Raw genomic sequence first — 22538 nt, forward strand, 5'->3', positions numbered from 1 at the left:
CGTGGCGGGCTCTTGTGACGAGCACCGGATATCTCGGACTATTGCCTTGTGTCACAACCGCTTGCCATCACTGTCGGTGACCGTTTCCCGGTAGGGGAGAGGCTCTACCGGCTCACCCCGAGGCTGGCTGAGTCCACCATCGCAGCACGCTCCGTCCTTCTCGATATCGCAGAGCACCGTGAGGTCATCACCTACGGCGAGCTGAGCGAGTCGATCGGGCGGAGCGTGCTGCCGCGTCATATGGGGCCGTTGCTCTCCATGATCGGCCATGACTGCGCTGCTCGAGGGGAGCCGAGTCTGGCCTCCCTGGTGGTGTCGGCCGCCACCGGTGAGGTCGGTACCCGGGACGAGAGCTGGGCCCCGCCTGAGCGTCTTGCCTGCTGGGCGAGGTGGGGCGGGGGAGTGCTGGAAGGATCGTGTCAGCAGGAGGTGTGACTGTCCTGAGGCGGCGGCGCGATCCTGTTCGTGGTGGTTGCCCCTCGTACAACCCCGTTGTCCCGGCACCTTGTGACATGACCTCTCGGCCAGCGTCCTGCCCGGGACAGGCCGCCAGAAAACTTGCTGGATGGAAGTTAGGTTCTCACTATCTGGGATGTTGGCAGAAGTGGGGATCGGGCATGGTTTGATACGCTCGACCATCCAGAGCGGCCGAGAGACCTGGTTCGATGACGCCGCAGCAACCCGGTGCGCGGGTGCTTCAGCCAGGATCGATGGAGACGACGTGCTAGACAACGAGCCCACTGAGTCCGCCTCCGTGCCCGGGAGCAGCGGCGATGACGCGGGTAGTGCCAGGCGCGAAGCAGGACGGTCACTGCCCACTGTCAGTCTGGAGCTCTTCCCCCCTCGGCCCGGTAAGGCCGCCTCAGCGACCTGGGGGCGAATCGACAGGCTCCTGGCCACCGGCCCCGACTTCGTCTCGGTGACCTACCGCCCCACCTTCGTCACCGAGCCTGTCCCTGGAACCGGCAGAAGGAGCGGGGCGGATCAGGAGTGCCTTCCTCGCGTGCGCGTGGTCCAGGAGGAGACCAACCCCTCCGAGGGTGTGCTCGCCCACGTGCTGGAGTCCAGCACCATCCCGCTGATGGCTCACCTGACCTGTATCGGTTACTGCAAGCAGGAGGCCGTCGACATCGTCACACGTTTTCTGCGCATGGGCGTGCGGCGCTTCCTGGCGCTGCGCGGCGACCCCCCTGCCGGTGCCCGGGCCGACGAGGTCGCCGGGGAGCTGCGCCACGCTGACGACCTCGTTCGGGTCATCCGGGAGGTCGAGGCCGACTTCTTCGGTGACGGCAAGCGCCATGTCACGATCGCCGTGGCCGCCTACCCGGCCACGAACGATCACATCGAGGCCATCGAGGTCCTGGCCGCCAAGCAGGCCGCCGGTGCGGACCTGGCCATCACCCAGGTCTTCTACGACCCGGCCGACTACGTGGCGCTGACCAACGCGGCCTCCTACGCCGGCGTGAGCATCCCGATCCTTCCCGGGGTCATTCCGCTGACCGACCTGCGCCGGCTCGCCCGGCTCGAGGCACTCACCGGTGTCAGGGTGCCTGACGCCCTGCGATCCTCGCTGGGATCCGCCAGCGGTGCCACGCTCGTGGAGCGCGGCATCGGTGCGACACTCGACCTGGCCACGGCGCTGTTGCGCGCCGGGGCGCCCGGACTGCACCTGTACACCTTCAATCGGACCCGGCCCGCCCTCGACGTCATCAGTCATCTTCGTCTGGGCGGCATCCTGGCTGGGGCCGCCCCTGACCGGGAGGTGCGTGACGCCGTCGATCGCGGCTACCTTCAGGCCACCCCTGGGCGTGGCCCCTCCTTCCTGCGCAGCGGCTCCCCGGGCGCAGCAGCCTCCCCCCGCCACCCCGTCCAGCCCCACAACACCATCACCAAGGAGAACGCATGAGCGCCACCCCCGAGTCGGCCCCCATCGCCTCACCGGCGGAGATCGCCGTGACCGAGTCGCAGGTCCCCTCGACCCCTCTGCCGGGGGCCACCATCCTGGGCTACCCCCGCATCGGCAGGGACCGCGAGCTCAAACGCGCTGTCGAGTCCTTCTGGAAGGGAAACCTGAACGCCGACGAGCTGCGCCACGCAGCTTCCGAGCTGCGCGGGGCGACGCGCTCGCGCCTGGCGGACCTGGGGCTGACTCAGCCCGCCTCGGTGCCCGCCGACTTCACCCTCTACGACCAGGTCCTCCAGGTGACCGCCACCCTGGGGGCGGCCCCCGCCCGTTTCCGTGACCTGCTGGACGCCGACGGCGCCCTGGACATCGAGGGCTACTTCACGCTGGCCCGTGGAGAGGGCGCCCGTCCGGCCCTGGAGATGACCAAGTGGCTCGACTCCAACTACCACTACCTGGTTCCTGAGATCGACGCCTCGACGCCCATCGACTACGTCGACACCGCCATCGCCGACCAGGTCCGCGAGGCCAGGGCCGCCGGGGTGGAGGTGCGTCCCGTCGTCGTGGGACCGGTCAGCTACCTGCTGATGGCCAAGCCCTCTGACGAGGCACCCGAGGGCTTCCACCCCCTGGACCGGCTCAGCGACGTCCTGCACGCCTACGGCCACCTGCTCATGGACCTGCAGAAGGCCGGTGCCACCTGGGTCCAGCTCGACGAGCCCGCCCTGGTCTCCGACTCCTGGAACGTCGATCGCGGGCGCATCCTCGATGCGGTGCGCGACGCCTACACCTGGCTGGGAGCGATCGTGGAGCGGCCCCAGATCCTCGTGGCCGGAACCTACGGCTCACTGGGCGACGCCCTTCCGGTCCTCGGGCAGGCCCCGATCGAGGCCGTCGGCCTCGACCTCGTCGCGGGCTGCCTTCCCGAGACCGGTGACCTGGCCGCCCTGGCGGGCAAGGCCGTCGTCGCCGGCGTCGTCTCAGGACGTAACATCTGGCGCACTGACCTGGATGCGGCGCTGACGACGCTTGAGCAGCTGCGCGAGCGCCTGACCGAGGGCACTCCCATCACCGTGGCCACGTCCACCTCCCTGCAGCACGTCCCGCACGACGTCGAGCGGGAGACCGCCATCGACCCGCAGATCCGCTCCTGGCTCGCCTTCGCGGACCAGAAGGTCGGCGAGGTCATCACCCTGGCCAAGGGGCTGGCTGAGGGGCGCGAGGCCATCGCCGCCGAGCTCGCTCAGGACACCGACCTGCGCAACCAGCGCGCCGCCCACCCGGGCGTGCACCGCGATGAGGTGCGCACCGCCGTCGCCGCCGTCACCGAGGGCGACCGCACTCGCGCTCCCTATGCCGAGCGCAAGGCCGCTCAGGAGGCGCGTCTGGGCCTGCCGGAGCTGCCCACCACCACCATCGGGTCCTTCCCTCAGACCGCTGAGATCCGCAAGGCCCGGGCCGCCTGGCGCAAGGGCGAGATCGACGACGCCGCCTACGACGCCGCCATGCGCGCCGAGATCGCCAGCGTCGTCGCCCTCCAGGAGCGTCTCGGCCTGGATGTACTGGTGCACGGCGAGGCCGAGCGCAACGACATGGTCCAGTACTTCGCCGAGCTGCTCGACGGCTTCGTGACCACCGAGCACGGATGGGTCCAGTCCTACGGGTCGCGCTGCACCCGCCCCTCCATCCTGTGGGGGGACGTCGTCCGCCCCGAGCCGATGACGGTGACCTGGTCGGCATACGCCCAGTCACTGACCGACAAGCCCCTCAAGGGCATGCTCACCGGCCCGGTGACGATCATGGCATGGTCCTTCGTGCGTGATGACGTCCCGCGCGCCCAGGTCGCCGACCAGCTGGGCCTGGCCCTGCGTGAGGAGGTGGCGGACCTCGAGGCCGCCGGTATCGGCGTCATCCAGGTCGACGAGCCCGCCATCCGCGAGACCCTTCCACTGCGTCGCGCCGACCGCCCCGCCTACCTGGAGTGGTCCGTCGGCTCCTTCCGCCTGGCCACCGGGGGTGCCGCGCCGGCGACCCAGGTCCACACCCACCTGTGCTACTCGGAGTTCGACGTCGTCATCGACGCGGTCGACCACCTCGACGCTGACGTGACCTCCATCGAGGCATCCCGCTCGCGCATGGACATTCTTCCCGCCGTGGCTGAGCACGGCTTCGAGCGTCAGCTCGGCCCGGGTGTGTGGGACATCCACTCCCCGCGCGTTCCCAGCCAGGCCGAGTGCACCGAGCTGCTCCAGCGGGCCGTCGGTGCCCTGGGGGCGGAGAAGGTCTGGGTCAATCCCGACTGTGGCCTCAAGACCCGCGCCTACGCCGAGACCGAGGCGAGCCTGACCAGTCTCGTGGGCGCCGCCCGCGCCGTGCGTGAGTCCCTGTAGGCGCTGACAAGGATCAAGACGTCTCAGGCGGCCTGGGAGAGGACGTTCCTCCCAGGCCGCCTCGTACGTGGTCGGCGGAGGCCGCATTCAAGCGCGCCATCACATAGGCGGCCCGGGCGGCTGCGTGTGCGGCCGGTAGGCTTGCACGCATGCTCACCCGTACTGATCTGCGCAGCTCCCGACTCGGCCCCCGCGAGCTGGCACAGGCTCTTCCCCGGGCCACCCTCGATGTGACCACCGCTCAGGCCGCTGTGGCTCCGTTGATTGAGGACGTCCGCTCCCGGGGCGCGGCCGCCCTGCGCGACGCTGCCGAGCGCTTCGACGGCGTACGCCCCGTTCACCTCCGCGTGCCCGCCCAGGCCATCGACCAGGCACTCGGCGACCTGGACCCTGCGGTGCGCGAGGCCCTGGAGATGTCCATCGCCCACAACCGTGCCGGGCACGCCGCTCAGGTGCCCACCGAGCGCGCGACCCAGATCGTTCCCGGCGGCACCGTCGCCCAGCGCTGGGTGCCGGTCAGGCGCGTCGGGCTCTATGTCCCCGGAGGACTGGCCGTCTACCCCTCCAGCGTGGTCATGAACGCCGTGGCCGCCCAGGTCGCCGGTGTCGAGCAGATCGCCCTGGCCAGCCCGCCCCAGGCCGAGTTCGGCGGACTGCCCCACCCCACGATCCTGGCGGCCTGCGCCCTGCTGGGCCTGACCGAGGTCTACGCCGTCGGAGGCGCCCAGGCCATCGCGATGCTCGCGTACGGGGCTCATGCCCAGGACGACACCGACCGTGCTGACGTCGGGGGAGAGGTCCTGTGCCAGCAGGTTGATGTCATCACCGGCCCTGGCAACGTCTACGTGGCCGCCGCCAAGCGCGCCGTCATGGGGGTGGTGGGTATCGACGCCGAGGCCGGCCCCACCGAGATCGCCGTCCTGGCCGACGCGGGCGCCAACCCCGAGTACGTGGCTGCCGACCTGCTCTCCCAGGCCGAGCACGATCCCAACGCGGGCAGTGTCCTCATCACCGACTCCCCGGAGCTGGCCGACGCCGTCGACGCCGCGCTCGAGCGCAGGCTCAGTGCGACCCGTCACCGGGCTCGGGCGGCGGCCGCCCTGACCGGTCCGCAGTCAGGGACCGTGCTGGTGCGCGACCTCGATCAGGCCATTGAGGTCGCCGACGCCTACGCCGCTGAGCACCTGGAGATCCACACCGCCGATGCTCCCGCGGTCGCCCGTCGCATCCGCAATGCCGGTGCCGTCTTCATCGGCCCCTACAGCCCGGTTCCCCTGGGGGACTACCTGGCCGGTTCCAACCATGTGCTGCCCACCGGCGGCACCGCCCGTTTCGCCGCCGGGCTGAGTGTGATGGCCTTCCTCAAACCAGTCCAGCTCATCGAGTACAACGCGAGCGCACTGGAGGCGATGACGCCTGCACTGGAGGTCCTGGCGAGGTGCGAGGACCTGCCCGCCCACGGTGAGGCGGCCCGGGCCCGCCAGGAGTGAAAAAGTTGGCTGAGCAGGTCATCTGAGATCATTCTGTTATCTCTTGTGACCATCTCTCCGGTCCGTCAAGGAGGGGGTGCCGATCGCGGGGCACCCCCTCCTTGATGTTTCAAGCGTTGAAATGGCGGGGATTGAGGAGGCTCTGAGTCTTCCTCTAAGATCTTGCCGATCGGGTAGGTGATTGACACAGTGTTGCGAGACGTTATTCGTTTGTTATATTTGGTTTCGACGCACGGTGTGCCGTGCCCGACGGGCTGAGTTCCCACATCCCGTCACCCCCGGGCACGCCGCACCGAGGCGTTGGTGCCGGCTGGCTCTGCTTGCTGTCCCCGGTTTGCTGCAGCCGGTGATGCCGGTCGGTACCGGCCCCTACCCCTTGGATCCAGATGGATGGCCTTATGCACTACTCCCCATTCGCTGCCGGAACCGGATTGTTCGTCGTGTGGTACGTCGCCCCGGCAGGCTCCCCTCCCGCCCTCGTTGCCCGTTTCCTCATCGACCTGGCCGGACTGTTCTTCGTCGCTATTCTGGTCTTCTTCCTGCTGACCAATCTCTACGGCGCGGCAAGCGGCCTCATCCCGCGCTCACGGCGCAGCGGCGGACGCCATGCCCAACGGCGCAGCGGCATGATGAGTCTGCGGGCGTGATGAGTACGCAGGCCCCTTTCATGCGTATGGAGCTTGGTCCTTCAAGCCTTCTGGGAATCCTCGACCGGTTGGGCTGGTGGGGCGCTCTGGGAATGATCGCTATCGCCCTCGTCTACACGCTCTTCATGCTGCTCGTCTCCCGAGGCGCCCCGCGTCACGGCGGACCCTCGCACCCGGACGCGCCACTTCTCGTCGTCATCCTCATGCCCTGCCTCAACGAGGCGGAGGTGATCGGTGCCAGCGTCAGGCGACTCACCTCGATCCCGGACCCGGGGCTGCGCATCATGGTCATCGATGACGGCTCCGACGACGACACCGCTCAGGCGGCCGCCCAGGCCGGGGACCAGCGCGTCGAGGTGGTCCGCCGCCGGCCGCCCCACGCCCGTTTGGGTAAGGGGGAGGCGCTCAACGACGCGTTGTCGATCGTGCGTTCCCGCTGCACCGCAGTGTCCTCCTCGAGAGTGGTCGTCGGAGTGATGGACGCCGACGGCAGGCTCGACCCCCACGCCATCGGCGAGGTCCGCAAGGCCTTCGCCCCGCAGGAGGTCGGTGCCGTCCAGATGGGGGTGCGCATCAACAACCGCTTCGGTTCCCTGCTCGCCCGGATGCAGGATATGGAGTTCGTTATCTTCACCGAGGTCTTCCAGCGGGGACGGCGTCGCGTGCGCAGTGTCGGTATGGGTGGAAACGCCCAGTTCGTCCGTCTCAGCGCGCTCGACGCCCTGGGGCCCCGGCCCTGGACCCGGTCCCTGACCGAGGACTTCGATCTGGGGATCAGGCTCAACGCCACCAGCTGGACCAACGAGTTCTGGCCCTCGGCCTCCGTCCACCAGCAGGGCGTGACCAATATGCGGCGCCTTCTGCGTCAGCGCACGAGGTGGTTCCAGGGGAACCTTCAGGCGCTTCACCTCCTGCGCTCCGTGGCCCGGGAGCAGCGGGGGCTGGGGCGCGCCGACACGCTCTGGCAGATTCTCACGCCCTACCTGCTTCTGACCGGATCGCTGCTGACCCTGTCCTTCCTCATCACCATGGTGACCGCCGCCGTGGCTGCGGTACTGCGGTGGGAGCAGTCATGGATATGGCTTGTCGGGGCCTACGTCATCGCCTTCGGGCCGGCGCTCATCTACGCCTGGATCTACTGGCGCATCGAGCGCCGCGAGGGCCTGAACCTGATCAAGGCCGTGGGCTACGCCCATCTGTTCGTCCTGTACGGGCTCCTGCCCAGCCTCTACGGCTGGCGCGCCTTGGCCAGGGAGCTGACCGGACGCACCGGGTGGGCCAAGACCGCTCGGGAGGCGGAGCCGGCTCAGGTCGCACAACCCTTCCAGGCCGCTGCCCCCGCCGCCCCCGGCGGGCCGGTACCCACGGGACCGCCGGCGCTGGGCAGTCAGCCTCCGCCCCATGAGGCCGTTAGGAGGGCTCCTATCCCGGCACCCGGGACCATGAGGGCCGGTAGCGCCGCTCCGGCCGGATCCTCACTGGGTCACCCGGCCGTCGTGGGGCGTCGCACTCACCGTGCAGTCAGCAACCTGAACAACGAGGAGATGAGATGACAGCCACCAACGCGCCTCAGCGCGCAGGAGCACTCGACGGATCCGGTCACAGCAGGATCCTGCGCCGCGTAGTGCTGGTGGGCTGCGTCCTGGCCCTGATCCTAGGAATCACTGTGTACTGTCACGCCAGAGAGACCGACGCCCAGAAGTGCTCGCAGTGGGAGATCGTCTTCGACGGCTACGGCGAGGCCTCATGCTCCGACGGCCTGCTGCGTCTGAAGCCGACATCTGCCAACTCTCAGGACAAGACCCACGCAGGACTGGCGAAGTCCACCACGGTCGAGATCGAGTCAGGCAGTGTCCACACCGTCCACACCACGATGACCACTGTCGGCCAGCTCCGCCAGGACGGCAGCCCCAACGCATGGGAGGTCGCCTGGCTCCTGTGGAACTACTCCGACAACAACCACTTCTACGCCCTGGCGCTCAAGCCCAACGGCTGGGAGGTCTCCAAGCAGGACACCAACTATGACGGGGCCCAGCGATTCCTGGCCTCGGGCAACACGCCGGTCTACCCGCCCGGGACGAGCCACAACGTCACCGTCACTATTGACACCACCAACCCCGCAGCGGCCACCTTCGTCGTCACGGTGGACGGCCAGGAGCTCGGAAAGGTCACCGACTCCGAGTCCCCCTACCGATCAGGTGCCGTAGCGGCCTACTGCGAGGACTCCGACGTCACCTTCACACCGATCACCGAGGACCAGTGAGACCGGTTCGCGGCAGCCACCACCTGGCCGGACCGCCGGTCGGCTCCGCCCTCTCCCTCCCCAACGCACCAGAGCAGGAGAACTCATGACAACAGACTCCACCCCAACGGGCGGCCCCCTTCGGGTCATGCTCGTCTACGGCACCCGCCCGGAGGCGATCAAGCTTGCTCCCCTGGTGACCGCCATGCGCGACGACGAGCGCTTCAACCCGATCGTGGTCGTCACCGGACAGCACCGCGAGATGCTCGACCAGGTCCACGACTTCTTCGGCATCGTGCCCGACGACGACCTCGACATCCACTCTCCGGGACAGACCCTCACCCAGATCACCAACCGCTCCTTGCAAGGGGTGGGGCGGGCGATCGAGGCCCACCGGCCCGACGCCGTCGTGGTCCAGGGAGATACCACCTCCGCCTTCGCCGCGGCGCTCGCCGCCTTCTACCACGAGATCCCGGTTCTTCACGTTGAGGCCGGCCTGCGCACCGGCGACATCTCCTCTCCCTTCCCCGAGGAGGCCAACCGGCGTCTCATCAGCCAGTTGACCGCGCTGCACCTGTGTCCGACCACCAGCAGCCGGGACAACCTCCTGCGAGAGAGCACCGATCCCCAGATCGTCCGTGTCACCGGAAACACGGTCATCGACGCCCTCCTGGTGGCCGTCGACCGCCGGGTCCCGCCACCCGACGAGGACCTGGCGGCAGCCCTGGCCGACACCTCCCGGCGGGTCGTGCTGGTGACCGCCCACCGCCGCGAGTCCTGGGGGGAGCCGATGCGGGCTATCGGACGTGCCGTCGCCCGCCTGGCCGGGCAGCACCCCGAGGTGCTCTTCGTGCTGCCGGTTCACCGCAACCCCAAGGTCCGCGAGGACCTCCTGCCGCAGATCGAGGGCCACGGCAACGTCATCTGGTGCGACCCTCTGGAGTACGGCGCCTTCTGCGCGCTCATCAACCGCTCCGACGTCGTCCTGACCGATTCCGGGGGTGTCCAGGAGGAGGCCCCCGCGCTGTCCAAGCCGGTCCTGGTCATGCGTGACAACACCGAGCGCCCCGAGGCGGTCGCCTTCGGGGTGGCCGAGCTGGTCGGAACCGACGAGGACCGCATCGTCGAGCGGGTCTCCACCCTGCTGACCGACGAGACGGCTTACGCGGCCATGGCGCAGGCCGCCAATCCCTACGGCGACGGACACGCCTGCAAACGCATCCTGGCCGCCACCGCCGCTCTGTTCGGCCGTGGTGTCCCCCTTCCTGAGTTCGATCCTGTTCCCAACTCATCCAAGGAGGATTCATGATTTCCCCGACTCTTGGCTCCGCTCGACGGCGTCGCTGCGCACTGGCCGCCATCGCGGTGTGCCTGGGCGCCTCGATCGGCTCCGCGGGCCCCGCCCAGGCCACGCCGGCCGCCGGCGTGCAGGCCCCCATCGTGGCCCGGGCCGCCGCGGCCAAGCCTGCGGACGGCGCACAGGCCAATGACGCGGATCCGGCCAAGAACCCGCTTCCGGCTCCGCCCGAGCCCGCTGCCGCGGCCAAGAAGGAGCTCCCCCTCAAGGGCGATAAGCAGGCCGGCGTTGATCTGAACAAGCCCGCGCCCGCTGCGGGGCAGGTCCAGATCCGCGACCTGAAGAAGAATGCGCCCGACGTTCCTGCCGGTGCGGTGAGCTTCTCCAACCAGGACGCGGGACCGGCCTCGACCCTGGTCCTGTTCGACACGACCGGTGACTACGCCAAGCTGGGGGAGTACTACGCCCTGAGCATGGGCACCCTGGCCAGCCACTCCGGAACCGTGACCACCCTTCCCGTCAAGGACTATGTCGCCGGTCTGGCCGGCCGCTTCACCAACGTGGTCTACATCGGTTCGACCTACGACGAGCCCCTGCCGCGGGCCTTCATCGACGACGCCCTGACCGGCAACGTCCCGGTGATGTGGTCCGGCTTCAACATCTGGCAGCTGGCCAAGACCGACGCCGACCGCGCCGCCTTCACCCAGCGCTACGGCTGGGACGCCGCCACCTCCTACATCGACTCCACCGACCGGGTCACCAAGATCAGCTACAACGGCGCCTCCCTGAAGCGCAATGAGCTCAACACCGGTGGGATCACCGCCCCGCACATCACCCGCGAGAAGGACGTCAAGGTCCTGGGGCGCGCCGAGTGCTCCAAGCCCGACGGTGCGGCCACCGCCTGCGCCTCCGTCGCCCAGTCCGGCACCAGCTCCTTCCCCTGGGCGGTCAGCTCCTCCGGACTGACCTTCATCGGTGAGATCCCCCTGACCTACCTGGGTGAGCAGGACCGCTACATCGCTGCCGCTGACATCCTCCTGGACACGCTTCAGCCCAATGCTCAGCAGTACCGTCAGGCCGCCGTGCGCCTGGAGGACGTGACGCCTGACAGTGACCCCGAGGAGCTGCAGGCGATCGTCGACTACCTCCACAGCGAGAAGGTGCCCTTCCAGATGGCGGTGGTGCCCAAGTACGTCGACCCCAAGGGCACCGAGAACAACGGCACGCCCAAGGAACTCACCCTGAAGGACTCCCCGGAGCTGGTGGCCGTTCTCCAGGACGCCGTGAGCAAGGGCGGAACGATCGTCCAGCACGGCACCACCCACCAGTTCGGAACGCTGGACAACCCGTACAACGCCGTCTCCGCCGACGACTTCGAGTTCATCCGTTCGTGGTGCTCCACCACGAACGACACCAAGGCTCCCGCCGTCGACTGCGAGGACAAGTCCTACGTGCAGATCGGAGGCGCCCTCCCGGGCACCTCCCAGGCGTGGGCCGCGGAGCGTGTGGAGCAGGGGCGCGAGATCTTCGACGAGGTCGGGCTGCCGACTCCGGAGATCTTCGAGACCCCGCACTACTCGGCCACCCGCGAGGCCTACTACGGCATCGGCGAGCAGTACTCGGTGCGCTATGAGCGCGAGCTCCTCTACGCCGGTACTCTGACCAACACCCAGGCCGGTCCCCACGACTACTACGGGCAGTTCTTCCCCTACGCGGTCAACGACCCCTACGGGGCCCATGTCCTGCCGGAGAACCTTGGCAACTTCGAGCCCAATGAGATCAACCAGCACCCGCCGCGCCTGGCCCAGGAGGTCGTCGACGCGGCCAAGCTCAACCTGGTGAACACCCACGCCACCGCCAGCTTCTTCTTCCACCCCTACTACCCGCTGCCCGAGCTGAAGAAGATCGTCGCCGGCATCAAGGCCGAGGGGTACACCTTCGTTCCGGCCTCGGAGCTGAAGTGACGAGGGCGCTGGGTACAGCCCTGAACCGTTTCGGCCTCACCACTGTGGAACCGTTCGGTCGGGAGAGCTCTCAAGAGACGGGAATAATGGCCCCATGACTCTTGAGACGAACCGTAGAAGGGCGCTGGCGCTCCTGGGGGCCGGGGTTCTGGGAGCGTCAGTGTCCTCCTGCGGTCACGGACATGTGACTACGCCACCGGCTGTGGGCGACGGGGCAACCACCCACCTGAGCCTCCACGTCAGTGACGCGCAGGGCGGTGTCCTCAACCTGGAGGCGCTGCGTCGCATCCAGTCCAACGGTAAGGGCGAGCCCGGTTACGACGACGCCCTGCTGGACGCCAAGACCCTGGAGGTCATCACCGTCGGACCGCTCTATCAGGATGAGAACGGCGCCATCGGTATCGATGTGCCCACCGGGCGTGACTGCACGCTGACCATGTCGTGGCCCACCAGTCATGGGTACTCGGCCCTCATGGCGGATCTGCCCGCCTCCGGCGAGCACGACCTCCTGGAGCTGGCGGCCCGGACCCTCCACGAGCGGCAGGCCGAGCGCTACCAGCAGGCCACCGCGCAGGGGCTCAAGGGCGCTGACGAGGCGGTCACGCTGCGGGACTCTGCTCAGCAGTCCCTGGACGCCTGTGCCACGGCCCAGTCCTGGGCCGACAGAGGCCGCCTGGCGAACTCTGCGCTGGAGTCCGCCGCCGGGGCGCAGCTGGCCCTGGACCGGGCACTGGTGGCCCAGGCGCCGCAGGACGCGATCATCGGGGTCACCTTCACCCGGGTGCCCACAGCCGCCGAGGTCGTCGCCGCCCTGGCCTCCAACGGGCCGGGAGGCGGGAAGCGGAAGGTGTCGGCCCGCCTGGTGATCGGTGATCCCGGCGACGCCCAGGAGATGGCCGGCTGGCGCACCACGGTGGAGTCCCTGCACGCGCAGGGAGGTCTGGCCCTGGCCCAGATCTGCGACTCCCACGACGTGGCAGCCCTGACTGACGCCGCCTGGGACGCCCGGGTCGATGCCCTCATCAAGGCGCTTCCCAATGTCGATGCCTGGGAGATCGGCAACGAGATCGGAGGGGACTGGCTGGGCACCGGCCCGGTGGCCAAGGCCCAGCGCGCGGCCAAGGCGGTGCGTGAGCGCACCAGCGCCACGACGGTACTGACCCTGTACTACCAGCTCGGTCAGGCGGACCCGGCCTACTCCCTGTTCAGCTATGCCGCCAGGGAGGTCCCCCAGTCGATCAGGGAGCTGGTCGACGTCGTCGGACTGTCCGTCTACCCCCAGCTTCACCCGCTGGGAACAGCCGCAGACCGGGTCCTGAGCGCCCTGGACACTGCCTTCCCGTCCTCCCGGATCGCCGTCACCGAGCTGGGCTACGGGGCCGAGGACCTCAACGCCGGCCCCTGGTGGTTCGGTTCGGCCTCCGACCCCGTGGTGGCTCGCACCGCCGTCGCCGAGCACGTCACCGGCGCCGCACTGGGCCGATCCGATGCCTGGGGAGCACCATTCTGGTGGTACTACCTCGAGGATCAGGTCGGAACCCCGGGGGGCAAGGTGGCTCCGGCGCTGGCCGCCGCCTCCAACGGGTTCTAGCACCTCGGAGCCGGGTGGGCGCTGGACGCACCTCTGCAGCGCCCACCCGGCTCTACCGCTGCGCCAGGACGAAGGGGTGAACCGTTGCCGCCCCCGCCTCTCGCAGGAGGCGGGCCGCCACCGTGAGTGTCCAGCCGGAGTCGCTCCAGTCATCCACCAGGACGACGACGCTGCCCCGAAGCGCCTCAAGCGCCTGAGCCGGCCACTCCTGAAGCGTCAGATCACGGGCCACCTGCGCCAGGCGGAACGCAGAGCCCACGTCGTGGCGCGGGGGATCCTGGTCGGTATGCCCGACGATCCCCAGCGGCCTGGCGCCCAAGCGCGTGGCCACGGCGCGCCCCAGCTGGCGAACCAGGTAGGGGCGGGAACGAGAGTCCACAATGACGACGACGATCGGCCTGCTCAGCGTTTCGGTGCGAACGGGGTCCTGATCGCCCTGGATGATCTCGCCGAGCCGGTCCACCGTCTCAAGCACCAGCGGCCTGACATGCACCGGGACCTCGCCATCGGAGTCGGAGGTCACCAGCTCACGCAGCGCTGCCGAGGGTCCCAAGCCATCCAACCGCCCCACAGCCAGACCGGTCGCCGCCTGCTGCTCGGCACTGATACGACCCTTGAGGCGGCCCAGCCCCAGCCTCTCCATCCCGGTGGGCCACTGACGGCGCGCTCGTAGCTCGAACCCGGCGCGACCGAGTGCCTGTCGAGCGGCACTGACCTGCTTCTCATCCGGGGCGTCGGGCAGCTCCAGGCCTCCGCACAGGTCGCAGGCTCCGCAGCGCCATTCCCGGTCGAGGTGCGGATCATCGAGCGCCGACCTCAGGAATGCCATCCGGCAGGGGACGACAGTCGTCGCGGGACCGGCATCGGCGCCGAGCCGCTCATAGGCGATCATCGCCTCCTGCTCGGCCAGGCGTGCGGCATCGACTCTGGCATAACGCTGGGCGTCATAGGACCAGGGCTGGCCGGTGGACTCCCAGCCACCGCGTACCCGGCGCACGGCGCCGTCGACGTCAAGGACCTTGAGCATGGACTCCAACCGGGTGCGCCGCAACGAGGTCACTGTCTCCAGCACCGCCGTCGACATCGGCCCGGCCCCCGACTCCCGCTGCTTGTCCAGTCCGGCCAGGACCGTACGAACCTGGTCCTCGGGAGGGAAGCCCTGGGAGCCGAACCACTCCCAGATGGCGCGGTCCTCGTCCCCCGGCAGCAGGACCACCTCGGCCCGCTCCACGCCACGACCGGCGCGCCCCACCTGCTGGTAGTAGCTCACTGGTGAGGACGGTGCCCCCACGTGCACCACGAAGGCCAGATCCGGCTTGTCAAAGCCCATGCCCAGGGCCGAGGTCGCCACCAGCGCCCTGACCCGGTTGGCCTTGAGATCCTCCTCGAGGCGCTCACGCTCGGCGGCGTCGGTCTGCCCCGTGTAGGCGGCTACCTCCACACCCGCGGTGCGCAGGTACTCGGCAACCTCCAGCGTCGCCGAGACGGTCAAGCAGTAGACGATGCCGCTTCCAGGGGCGTGCCTGAGGTAGCCGGCAAGCCATGCCAGGCGGGTGGCCGAGTCCGGCAGGACCTTGACCCCCAGGTGCAGGGAGCGGCGTTCCAGGGAGCCGCGCAGCACCAGGACCGGGGAGTCGTCCGAGCCATCGGCTCCGGTCGCGCTCAGGGACGCCCCCAGCTGCTCGGCGACGTCGGCACTGACCCGGGCGTTCGCGGTCGCCGTGGTCGCCAGGACCGGGGTGCGCGGTGGCAGACCGGCCAGCAATGTGCGAATGCGCCGATAGTCCGGGCGGAAGTCGTGCCCCCAGTCCGAGATGCAGTGGGCCTCGTCAATGACCACCAGTGCGGCTCCGGCCGCCAGGTGCGGCAGGATCTCGTCACGGAACACAGGGTTGTTGAGTCGCTCGGGGGAGACCAGCAGGACATCCACCTCGCCTGCACGCACCCGGATCTTGATCTCCTCCCACTGGGTGACGTTGGCCGAGTTCATGGTCACGGCCCGGATCCCGGCACGCTCAGCGGCGGCGACCTGGTCGCGCATCAGGGCGAGCAGCGGCGAGATGATGACGCTCGTCCCGACGACTCCGGACCGGCTGCGAGTGCCGGATACGGGCGGCGGTGTGCCGGGTCGCCAGTCCCCCCAGCCCTCACGCAGCAGCATCGTCGCCACGAAGTACACCGCCGATTTTCCCCAGCCAGTGCGCTGGACCACCAGAACCCGGCGGTGGGCGAGAACCAATGCCTCGATCGCCCGCCACTGGTCCTCGCGCAGGTGCGCATCGCTGCGGCCCACGAGCTCGCGCAGGACGGCCTCGGCGCGCTCACGCAGCGGCGAGGCGAGTGGCTGCGAGCGCTCGGTGCGCTGCGGGTCCTCAGTGCCCGGGATCGTCATGGACCCACGGTAATGCCGGCGATCGCAGAGGGCAGGCCTTGGATACCCTGGGCCCATGGACCTCCTCATCATCGCCGTGCTGGGCATCCTGGCCATTGCTGCGGCCTCGCAGCTCAGTGACCGCATCGGTGTCGCCCCGGCGCTGATCCTTCTGGCGGGCGGTACGGCGGTCGGTTTCCTGCCCTTCATCCCGGCGATCGAGCTGGACCCCCAGGTGGTCCTGGAAGGAGTTCTTCCTCCGTTGCTGTTCTCCACGGCGGTGAGCATCTCGACGATCAACTTCCGTCGCGAGCTCGCTCCGGTGGCGGTACTGGCCATCCTGCTGGTGGCCCTGTCCGCCGCGGTGATCGGTGTAGCCCTGGCCCTCGTGGTCCCGGGACTCTCCCTGGCCTGGGCGATCGCGATGGGAGCGATCCTCAGCCCCACCGACGCCGTGGCCATCTCCATCGCGCGCCGGCTGGGAGTCTCACAGCGCATCATCACCGTCCTGGAGGGGGAGGGGCTCCTCAACGACGCCACCGCCCTGGTGCTTCTGTCCTCGGCCGTCTCCGCGGCCACGTCGGGAGGCATCAGCATCGGAGGTGTGCTGGGCGGTTTCGCCCTGGCCGTCGTCGTGGCCCTGGGGGTGGGCTGGCTCGTCGGCGAGGTGAGCCTGCGGGTGCGCTCCCACATCACCGACCCCACCGTGGACACGGTCGTGTCCTTCACTGTTCCCTTCCTGGCAGCGATCCCGGCCGAGCACATGCATGGCTCAGGCCTGGTGGCCGCTGTCGTCGCCGGACTCATCACCGGTCACCGTGGCCCGCGGATGCTTCCGCCGGCCCACCGGGTGGCCTCACGCACCAACTGGCACACCGTCGAGCTCACGCTGGAAGGACTCATCTTCCTGTTCATGGGGCTGGAGTTCTTCGGCATCGTTGAGAAGGTGGACGCCTCGGATCTCGGCGTTCGCCGGGCCGTCGGGGTTGCTGTCCTCGCCGGAGCACTGACCGTCGTCGTCCGGGCTCTCGTCGTCGCCCCGATGCTCAAGCTCCTCAGCCACCGCACGGCGCGCTGGGCGGTCCACTGGGAGGAGAATGAGGAGGCCATCCACCAGTTCCAGAACCGCTGCGCGGCCATTGTGCGCGGTGAGGCGGAAATGCCTCAGGTCCCGTGGGACCGCCGCCGCTTCGTCCAGGTCCAGCGCAAGCTCCGTCGAGACCCCAGCCACGAGAGCATCGCGCGGCGCGCCCGCCGAATCTCCAGCCGGGCCCGACGTCGAGGGGCCGACCTGGACTACTTCGCCGCAGATCCCCTGCGTTCCCGTGAGGGCGCCGTCATCGTCTGGGCGGGTATGCGCGGCGCCATCACCCTGGCTGCGGCCCAGACCCTACCGACCACGGCGCCGCACCGGCCCTTCCTCCTCCTGGTGGCCATGCTGGTGGCAGCCGGCTCCTTGACGCTTCAGGGGCTGACGCTGCCAGCGCTGGTGCGCTTGTCCAAGCCCGCGATGGCCGGTTCCGCCGACGAGGAGGAGAGGGCAGCCGTCATCTCGCTGCTGGTCAACGCCGCCCGTGACGTCGTCGGCGATGGCCACGATCTCACCGGCCGCAGCGTCCACGGGGCCGTCGCCACCAGCGTCGAACCGGTTGCTGAGGTCTCGCGTCCCGCACCGCAGGCCGAAGGGACGGCTGTCCTCGAGGAGCCTGCCGCCTTCGAGGCGAAGGCGGAGCCGGGCACGCCCTCGACCTGTGCTCAAGATGGCGAGAACCTCAGCCCAACGCTCGATCAGCCCGCCCTGCTGCGGCGCGAAGGCACGGACATCGTTCTCTCACCGGCCGCAGTCGCCCGGGCATGGACCGACCCCACGTGGCGGTACGACGAGCTCGCCCCGATGCGAGAGCGCGCCCTGGACATGATCCGCGCTCAGCGCGAGGCCCTTCTGGACGCCGGTGACGAGGGGCTGTACTCGGCAGACTCACTGGAGCACGCCCTGGACCGCCTCGACTTCCAGGAGATCATGCTGACCAGCGAGCCCCACTGACGAACTGAGCGGATCCTCCTCCCAGTGGTGTCACATCCGGTGACGGATCCCGACCATGCCCGGAGACGGGGCCGTAGACTCCAACCCGTGAGCGCGAACCTGCCCCTGAGACCCGACCTGGAGGGCGAGGCGCCCTACGGCGCCCCTGAGATCGACGTCCCTGTCCGGCTGAACGTCAACGAGAACCCCTACCCGCCCTCGACGGCAGTCATCGAGTCGATCGCCACCGCCGTGGCTCGGGCCGCCCAGGGCCTCAACCGCTACCCGGAGCGCGACTTCCCCCGGCTGCGGGAGGCGCTCGCGGACTACCTCGAGGCCGAGTCCGGTGTGCACCTGACCCCTGAGCAGATCTGGGCCGCCAACGGCTCCAACGAGGTCATGCTCCACGTGCTCCAGGCCTTCGGCGGCCCCGGGCGCACCTGCCTGACCTTCACCCCCACGTACTCGATGTACCCCGAGTACGCCCGCGACACCCTGACCGACTACGTCACCCGCCCGCGCCGCGAGGACTTCACGCTCGACGTCGAGACCGCCGTGGCCGCGATCAGCGAGCTGCGACCGGCCGTCGTCATCCTGGCCAGTCCCAACAATCCGACCGGGACGGCTCTGCCGCTGGAGGACATTGACCGGATCCTTGAGGCGGCCCGCGGCCACGGCCCCATGCTCGGAGCCGAGATCGGCTCACCGGCCCGGGCCGGCGACTGCGTCGTCGTCATCGACGAGGCCTACGCCGAGTTCCGCCGCCCGGGCGTGCCCAGCGCCCTGGAGCTGCTGGGGCCGGCCCACCCGCACCTGGCTGTCACCCGCACCATGTCCAAGGCCTTCGGAGCCGCCGGCCTGCGCCTGGGCTACCTGGCCGCCGACCGCGCCCTGGTCGACGCCCTGCGCGTCGTGCGCCTGCCCTATCACCTCTCCGCCGTCACCCAGGCCGCCGCCCTGGCCGCCCTGTCCCACCGTGATGAGCTCATGGCCCAGGTCGCCTCCCTACGGGACGAGCGCGACGCCCTGGTGGCCTGGCTGCGAGGCCAGGGCCTGACCGCCCACGAGTCGGATGCCAACTTCGTCCTGTTCGGCCCGTTCCCCGACCGCGAGGCCGTCTGGCAGGCCCTGCTCGACGCCGGGGTCCTCATCCGCGTCGTCGGTCCCGAGGGCTTCCTGCGGGCCAGCATCGGTACGCCTGAGGAGATGGAGCGGCTGCGCAGTGCCCTGGCCACGGTCATCGGAGGGTGAGCGCCGATGCCGCACGCGGACGGAGCCGAGGACCGGTAGGGTTGCTACCGGTTGATACACCTAGGAACCAGTACCGCTGAAAAAGCACGACACACGATGCTGAGGAAGCACACATGAGCCGTACCGCGCGCATCGAGCGAGCCACGAGTGAGTCCAGCGTCGTCGTCGAGATCAACCTCGACGGCACGGGCCAGACCGACATCTCCACCACTGTCCCCTTCTACGACCACATGCTCACCGCTCTGGGGCGTCACTCCCTCATCGACATCACGGTGCGCGCCACCGGTGACACCGAGATCGACGTGCACCACACCGTGGAGGACACCGCTATCTGTATCGGCGAGGCCCTGCGTGTCGCGCTGGGTGACAAGCGCGGCATCCGTCGCTTCGGTGAGGCCAGTGTCCCCCTGGACGAGGCCCTGGCCCATGCGGTCGTCGACATCTCCGGGCGTCCTTTCCTGGTGCACGAGGGCGAGTCCGAGGCATTCGTCCACCACCTCATCGGGGGCCACTTCACTGGCTCGATGGTGCGTCACGTCCTGGAGGCCATCGCCTACCACGCCGGCATCTGCCTGCACGTGCGCGTGCTGTCCGGGCGCGACCCCCACCACATCGCCGAGGCCGAGTTCAAGGCCCTGGCTCGAGCCCTGCGCGCCGCCGTGGAGGACGATCCCCGTGTCGAGACCATCCCGTCCACGAAGGGAAGCCTGTAATGGCTCAGACCCCCGACCCTGATGGGAACCAGGACGGCCAGCGCGATCTGGACGCCGAGTTCGCCGCGCTCATGGGCGATGTCGAGATTCCCGACGACCTCTCGACGGTTGACGACCTTGAGGCGCCTGAGGGCACCCGCAGCGGGCAGGACCGGGGCGGCTCGAATGAGGATGGCCCCGCCTCAGTCGCTGATCCGGGGCAGGCCGGCCCTCAGGGAGTGAGTCCTCACGATGTCCCTCATAACACCTACCACCCTCTCAGTGAGGCGGACGGGGGAGTGCAGGCCCCTGACGGCTCCTCGCGGCTCACCGACGCCCAGGAGGCGCAGATCGCCGCGGCGGCCGACTCCTTGAGCTCCTACGGATCCGGTGAGTCCGGCGATCAGGCCCCGAGGGCGGTCAAGGTCGCGGTCGTCATGACGCCGCTGAACCGGGCAGACGGGCTGGCGGGCATGTGCTCCCTCCTGGACCTCGACTGCACCGTGGTGCCCTCCTCCAACGGAGCCTTCGCGGTCAAGCAGTTCGTCTCGGCCCACTCGGACTGGGACGTGGCCGAGCTCCTGGGCGGATCCGACTCCGAACCGGCAGAGGCCGCCGAGCTGGCCGCCCAGCTCTCCCGCCTGTCACGAGCCGGCGCAGTGCTCATGACCGCCGACCTGGCCACCGACGTCGGTATCGAGTCCGGCCTGTCCGGAACGATCACCGCGCGTCACTTCACCAACGGTCAGCCTGGTGAGGAGGCATCGGCGGGGCTCCTCCTGGCCTCCATGGACCAGGTCGTCGAGGACGTGCTTCTGGGCGTCATCGACGCCGACGACGTCCCCGGTGCCGTGAGGTCCTCGGAGATCAAGGCGCCTCGGGCGATGCGTTGGTTCGGCCGCGGGCTGCGCCGTCCCCCGCAGTGAGGATCGGAACCACCGCTTCCCTGAGAGCCGCCTACGGCTCCTAGCCGGCGTACGAGCTCGTCCGCTGCCCGCCCTTCAGGTCCGAGGCGATGCATGAGAAACCACGCCGCCCGGCGTTCCAACCCGCCTCACCGGGGCCCAGCACCGATGTGCTCGGATTGGCCGCGCCGTACTGCTTGGCGGCCTGCGAGGTGCAGGTGTTCTGCACGTTGGGATCGGCGGCCAGATCGTCGTCACTGGAGCCCGTGGTGCTCTCCGCCAGCGTCCCCACCTCATAGACCTCCCAGGAATGGGGCTCGTTGCAGTCCACCTTCCTGGCCGTGGTCTGCCCCGAGACGGACGTGGTGCCGGCCAGACAGGTACCGACCGGATACGGCGGGGTCGAGGCGGTGTCCTGACCCGATGATGAGGAGTGGGACGCCCCAGCGCCGGACGCCGCTCCCGAGGCCCCGGCAGACGCGCCCGTCCTGGCTGTTGAGACAGCGGGAGCCAGCCAGGTACCCGCCATCCAGCCGGCGACCAGCCCGATGACGAGACCGACAACCGCTCCCACGATCCCGGCGCGCAGCCCGACCTGACGGCGCTCGCGCTTGGTGATCCTGATGGACCTGCCCGCGCCCGTCACTCCTGCCCCGCTCAGAGAGGCGTTCAAGGAGTCCGGCGAGGACACCGGCATCGACGACTGCTCGTAGTACTCCAGCTGGCCGGAGAGGGGCGACGGTGCGGACTGCGCAGAGCGGGCGGACTGTGCCGAGACGTTGCGACCAGGTGGAGGTGCCAGACCTGCCTCGACCAGCTGCAAGGAGGTCACGGGGCCGCCGACGGCCAGGTTTCCCGTCCCGAGCTGTTCGCGAACCTGCCCCAGGGCACCAGTGAGCTCGGTGCCGTTGCGGTAACGGTCTGCCGGATCCGGCGCCATGGCCTTGCTCAGCACAGGAAGAAGGATCTCGGGAACGTTCGGGTCACTGAGGTTGAGGGGGGCATCGAGGGATCGGACGATCTCGGGCAGGCTTCGCTGCACGCCGTCGGGTCCGCGTCTGGGTCCCCGCCCCGTCAGCAGGGAGAAGAGGACCGCCCCCATGGACCACACATCCCCCTCGGGGCCGGGACTGGTCAGCATGAAGGCCTCCGGCGCGGCGAAGTCGGGAGTCAGGCACTCCAGGGTGACGGTGGGGTCCTGTCCCTCGCGCTGGACCGAGGCAATGCCGAAGTCCGAGAGCCGCGGTGAGCCGTAGGAGTCCAGAAGGATATTGGCGGGCTTGACGTCCCGGTGCATGACGCCGGCCGTGTGAGCCGCCCCGAGTGCCGAGGCCGCGGCCTCCACCAGTGCCACGGCGTCCGATGCGGGTGTCGGTCCGCGCGATACGAGGTCGTAGAGGCTGCCGCCGGCGCACAGCTCCATGACCAGGTAAGGGCGTAGGTCGGGCAGCTTACCGGTGTCCACCAGAGAGACCACGTGCGGATGCCCCGAGATCCGTGAGGCCGCCTGCACCTCGCGCATGAACCGCCTCTCGTTGCGCGGATCGTCCAGAGGGCGGGAGTCGACCTTGACGGCGACCGGACGCTCCAGGGAGTCCTGCACACCGGCATAGACCGTGGCGAAGCCTCCTCGCCCCAGCACCGAGGTGATCCGCACCCCGGGGATGGAGAACGGTGCAGCGCTGTGGGACTCACCAGATCCGCGTGTACCTGTGCTAGCCGCCCCTGAGGAGTGGCTCGCCGAGGGCGATGGAGGAACTGGCGGCGGTGCC

16 protein-coding genes and 1 riboswitch are annotated in these 22538 nt (G+C 69.3%); of the genes, 14 read left to right on the plus strand and 2 right to left on the minus strand.

What is annotated here, in order from left to right; all coding sequences use genetic code 11:
* The first annotated feature begins 48 nt into the window (after positions 1-48).
* The 10 genes from BKH33_RS00645 (at position 49) to BKH33_RS00690 (ending at position 13524) form a co-directional block, all read left to right on the plus strand.
* On the plus strand, positions 49-435 hold the full coding sequence (locus BKH33_RS00645; RefSeq protein WP_003782307.1) for a hypothetical protein: 387 nt from the start codon (positions 49-51) through the stop codon (positions 433-435).
* Positions 436-632: 197 nt separating this feature from the next.
* A riboswitch (SAM riboswitch) is annotated at positions 633-717 on the plus strand.
* 4 nt (positions 718-721) lie between these two features.
* On the plus strand, positions 722-1906 hold the full coding sequence (locus tag BKH33_RS00650) for a methylenetetrahydrofolate reductase (RefSeq protein WP_076142438.1): 1185 nt from the start codon (positions 722-724) through the stop codon (positions 1904-1906).
* Positions 1903-4293, plus strand: coding sequence for a 5-methyltetrahydropteroyltriglutamate--homocysteine S-methyltransferase (gene metE, locus BKH33_RS00655; protein WP_081395399.1), 2391 nt, complete (start codon positions 1903-1905; stop codon positions 4291-4293). Before BKH33_RS00650 ends, metE begins: the two co-directional genes overlap by 4 nt.
* Positions 4294-4442: 149 nt before the next feature.
* Positions 4443-5783 carry a histidinol dehydrogenase gene (gene hisD / locus BKH33_RS00660; RefSeq protein WP_003782289.1) on the plus strand — a complete coding sequence of 447 codons (1341 nt, stop codon included), beginning with the start codon at positions 4443-4445 and terminating at the stop codon, positions 5781-5783.
* Positions 5784-6181: 398 nt separating this feature from the next.
* Positions 6182-6430, plus strand: coding sequence for a hypothetical protein (locus BKH33_RS00665; RefSeq protein ID WP_003782286.1), 249 nt, complete (start codon positions 6182-6184; stop codon positions 6428-6430).
* Entirely contained in the window at positions 6430-7983 is a 1554-nt protein-coding gene (locus tag BKH33_RS00670; RefSeq protein ID WP_050998496.1) for a glycosyltransferase family 2 protein, read from the plus strand. Before BKH33_RS00665 ends, BKH33_RS00670 begins: the two co-directional genes overlap by 1 nt.
* The gene (locus BKH33_RS00675; RefSeq protein WP_003782282.1) at positions 7980-8693 is read left to right on the plus strand and encodes a hypothetical protein; all 714 of its coding nucleotides are present in this window, start codon (positions 7980-7982) and stop codon (positions 8691-8693) included. Before BKH33_RS00670 ends, BKH33_RS00675 begins: the two co-directional genes overlap by 4 nt.
* An 85-nt stretch (positions 8694-8778) precedes the next feature.
* The gene (gene wecB, locus BKH33_RS00680; protein WP_076142440.1) at positions 8779-9981 is read left to right on the plus strand and encodes a non-hydrolyzing UDP-N-acetylglucosamine 2-epimerase; all 1203 of its coding nucleotides are present in this window, start codon (positions 8779-8781) and stop codon (positions 9979-9981) included.
* On the plus strand, positions 9978-11933 hold the full coding sequence (locus BKH33_RS00685) for a DUF2334 domain-containing protein (protein ID WP_076066779.1): 1956 nt from the start codon (positions 9978-9980) through the stop codon (positions 11931-11933). Before wecB ends, BKH33_RS00685 begins: the two co-directional genes overlap by 4 nt.
* 94 nt (positions 11934-12027) lie before the next feature.
* Positions 12028-13524, plus strand: a complete 1497-nt coding sequence (locus BKH33_RS00690; RefSeq protein WP_003785413.1) for a hypothetical protein — start codon at positions 12028-12030, stop codon at positions 13522-13524.
* A 52-nt stretch (positions 13525-13576) separates the two neighbouring features.
* Here the strand turns inward: BKH33_RS00690 and BKH33_RS00695 are convergent, their stop codons facing one another.
* Positions 13577-15916: a RecQ family ATP-dependent DNA helicase gene (locus BKH33_RS00695; RefSeq protein ID WP_003785421.1), complete on the minus strand. Its 2340-nt coding sequence runs from the start codon at positions 15914-15916 to the stop codon at positions 13577-13579.
* A gap of 55 nt (positions 15917-15971) precedes the next feature.
* On the opposite strand from BKH33_RS00695, the gene BKH33_RS00700 reads away from it, so the two are divergent.
* The 4 genes from BKH33_RS00700 to BKH33_RS00715 all read left to right on the plus strand — a co-directional run bounded on the left by BKH33_RS00700 (position 15972) and on the right by BKH33_RS00715 (position 20787).
* A complete protein-coding gene (locus BKH33_RS00700; RefSeq protein WP_003785417.1) occupies positions 15972-17939 on the plus strand; it encodes a cation:proton antiporter in 1968 nt (655 codons plus the stop codon).
* A gap of 87 nt (positions 17940-18026) precedes the next feature.
* Entirely contained in the window at positions 18027-19169 is a 1143-nt protein-coding gene (locus BKH33_RS00705) for a histidinol-phosphate transaminase (RefSeq protein WP_003785411.1), read from the plus strand.
* 113 nt (positions 19170-19282) lie between these two features.
* A complete protein-coding gene (gene hisB / locus BKH33_RS00710; protein WP_003785423.1) occupies positions 19283-19882 on the plus strand; it encodes an imidazoleglycerol-phosphate dehydratase HisB in 600 nt (199 codons plus the stop codon).
* Positions 19882-20787 (plus strand): hypothetical protein, encoded by a 906-nt coding sequence (locus BKH33_RS00715; protein WP_003785437.1) that lies wholly within the window; start codon positions 19882-19884, stop codon positions 20785-20787. The genes hisB and BKH33_RS00715 overlap by 1 nt, the downstream gene beginning before the upstream one ends.
* A gap of 40 nt (positions 20788-20827) precedes the next feature.
* Here the strand turns inward: BKH33_RS00715 and BKH33_RS00720 are convergent, their stop codons facing one another.
* Complete coding sequence (locus tag BKH33_RS00720; RefSeq protein ID WP_043539916.1) at positions 20828-22408, minus strand: serine/threonine-protein kinase; 1581 nt, start codon at positions 22406-22408, stop codon at positions 20828-20830.
* Positions 22409-22538: the final 130 nt, after the last annotated feature.

Source organism: Actinomyces naeslundii (assembly GCF_001956585.1).
GTDB classification, from domain to species: domain Bacteria; phylum Actinomycetota; class Actinomycetes; order Actinomycetales; family Actinomycetaceae; genus Actinomyces; species Actinomyces naeslundii.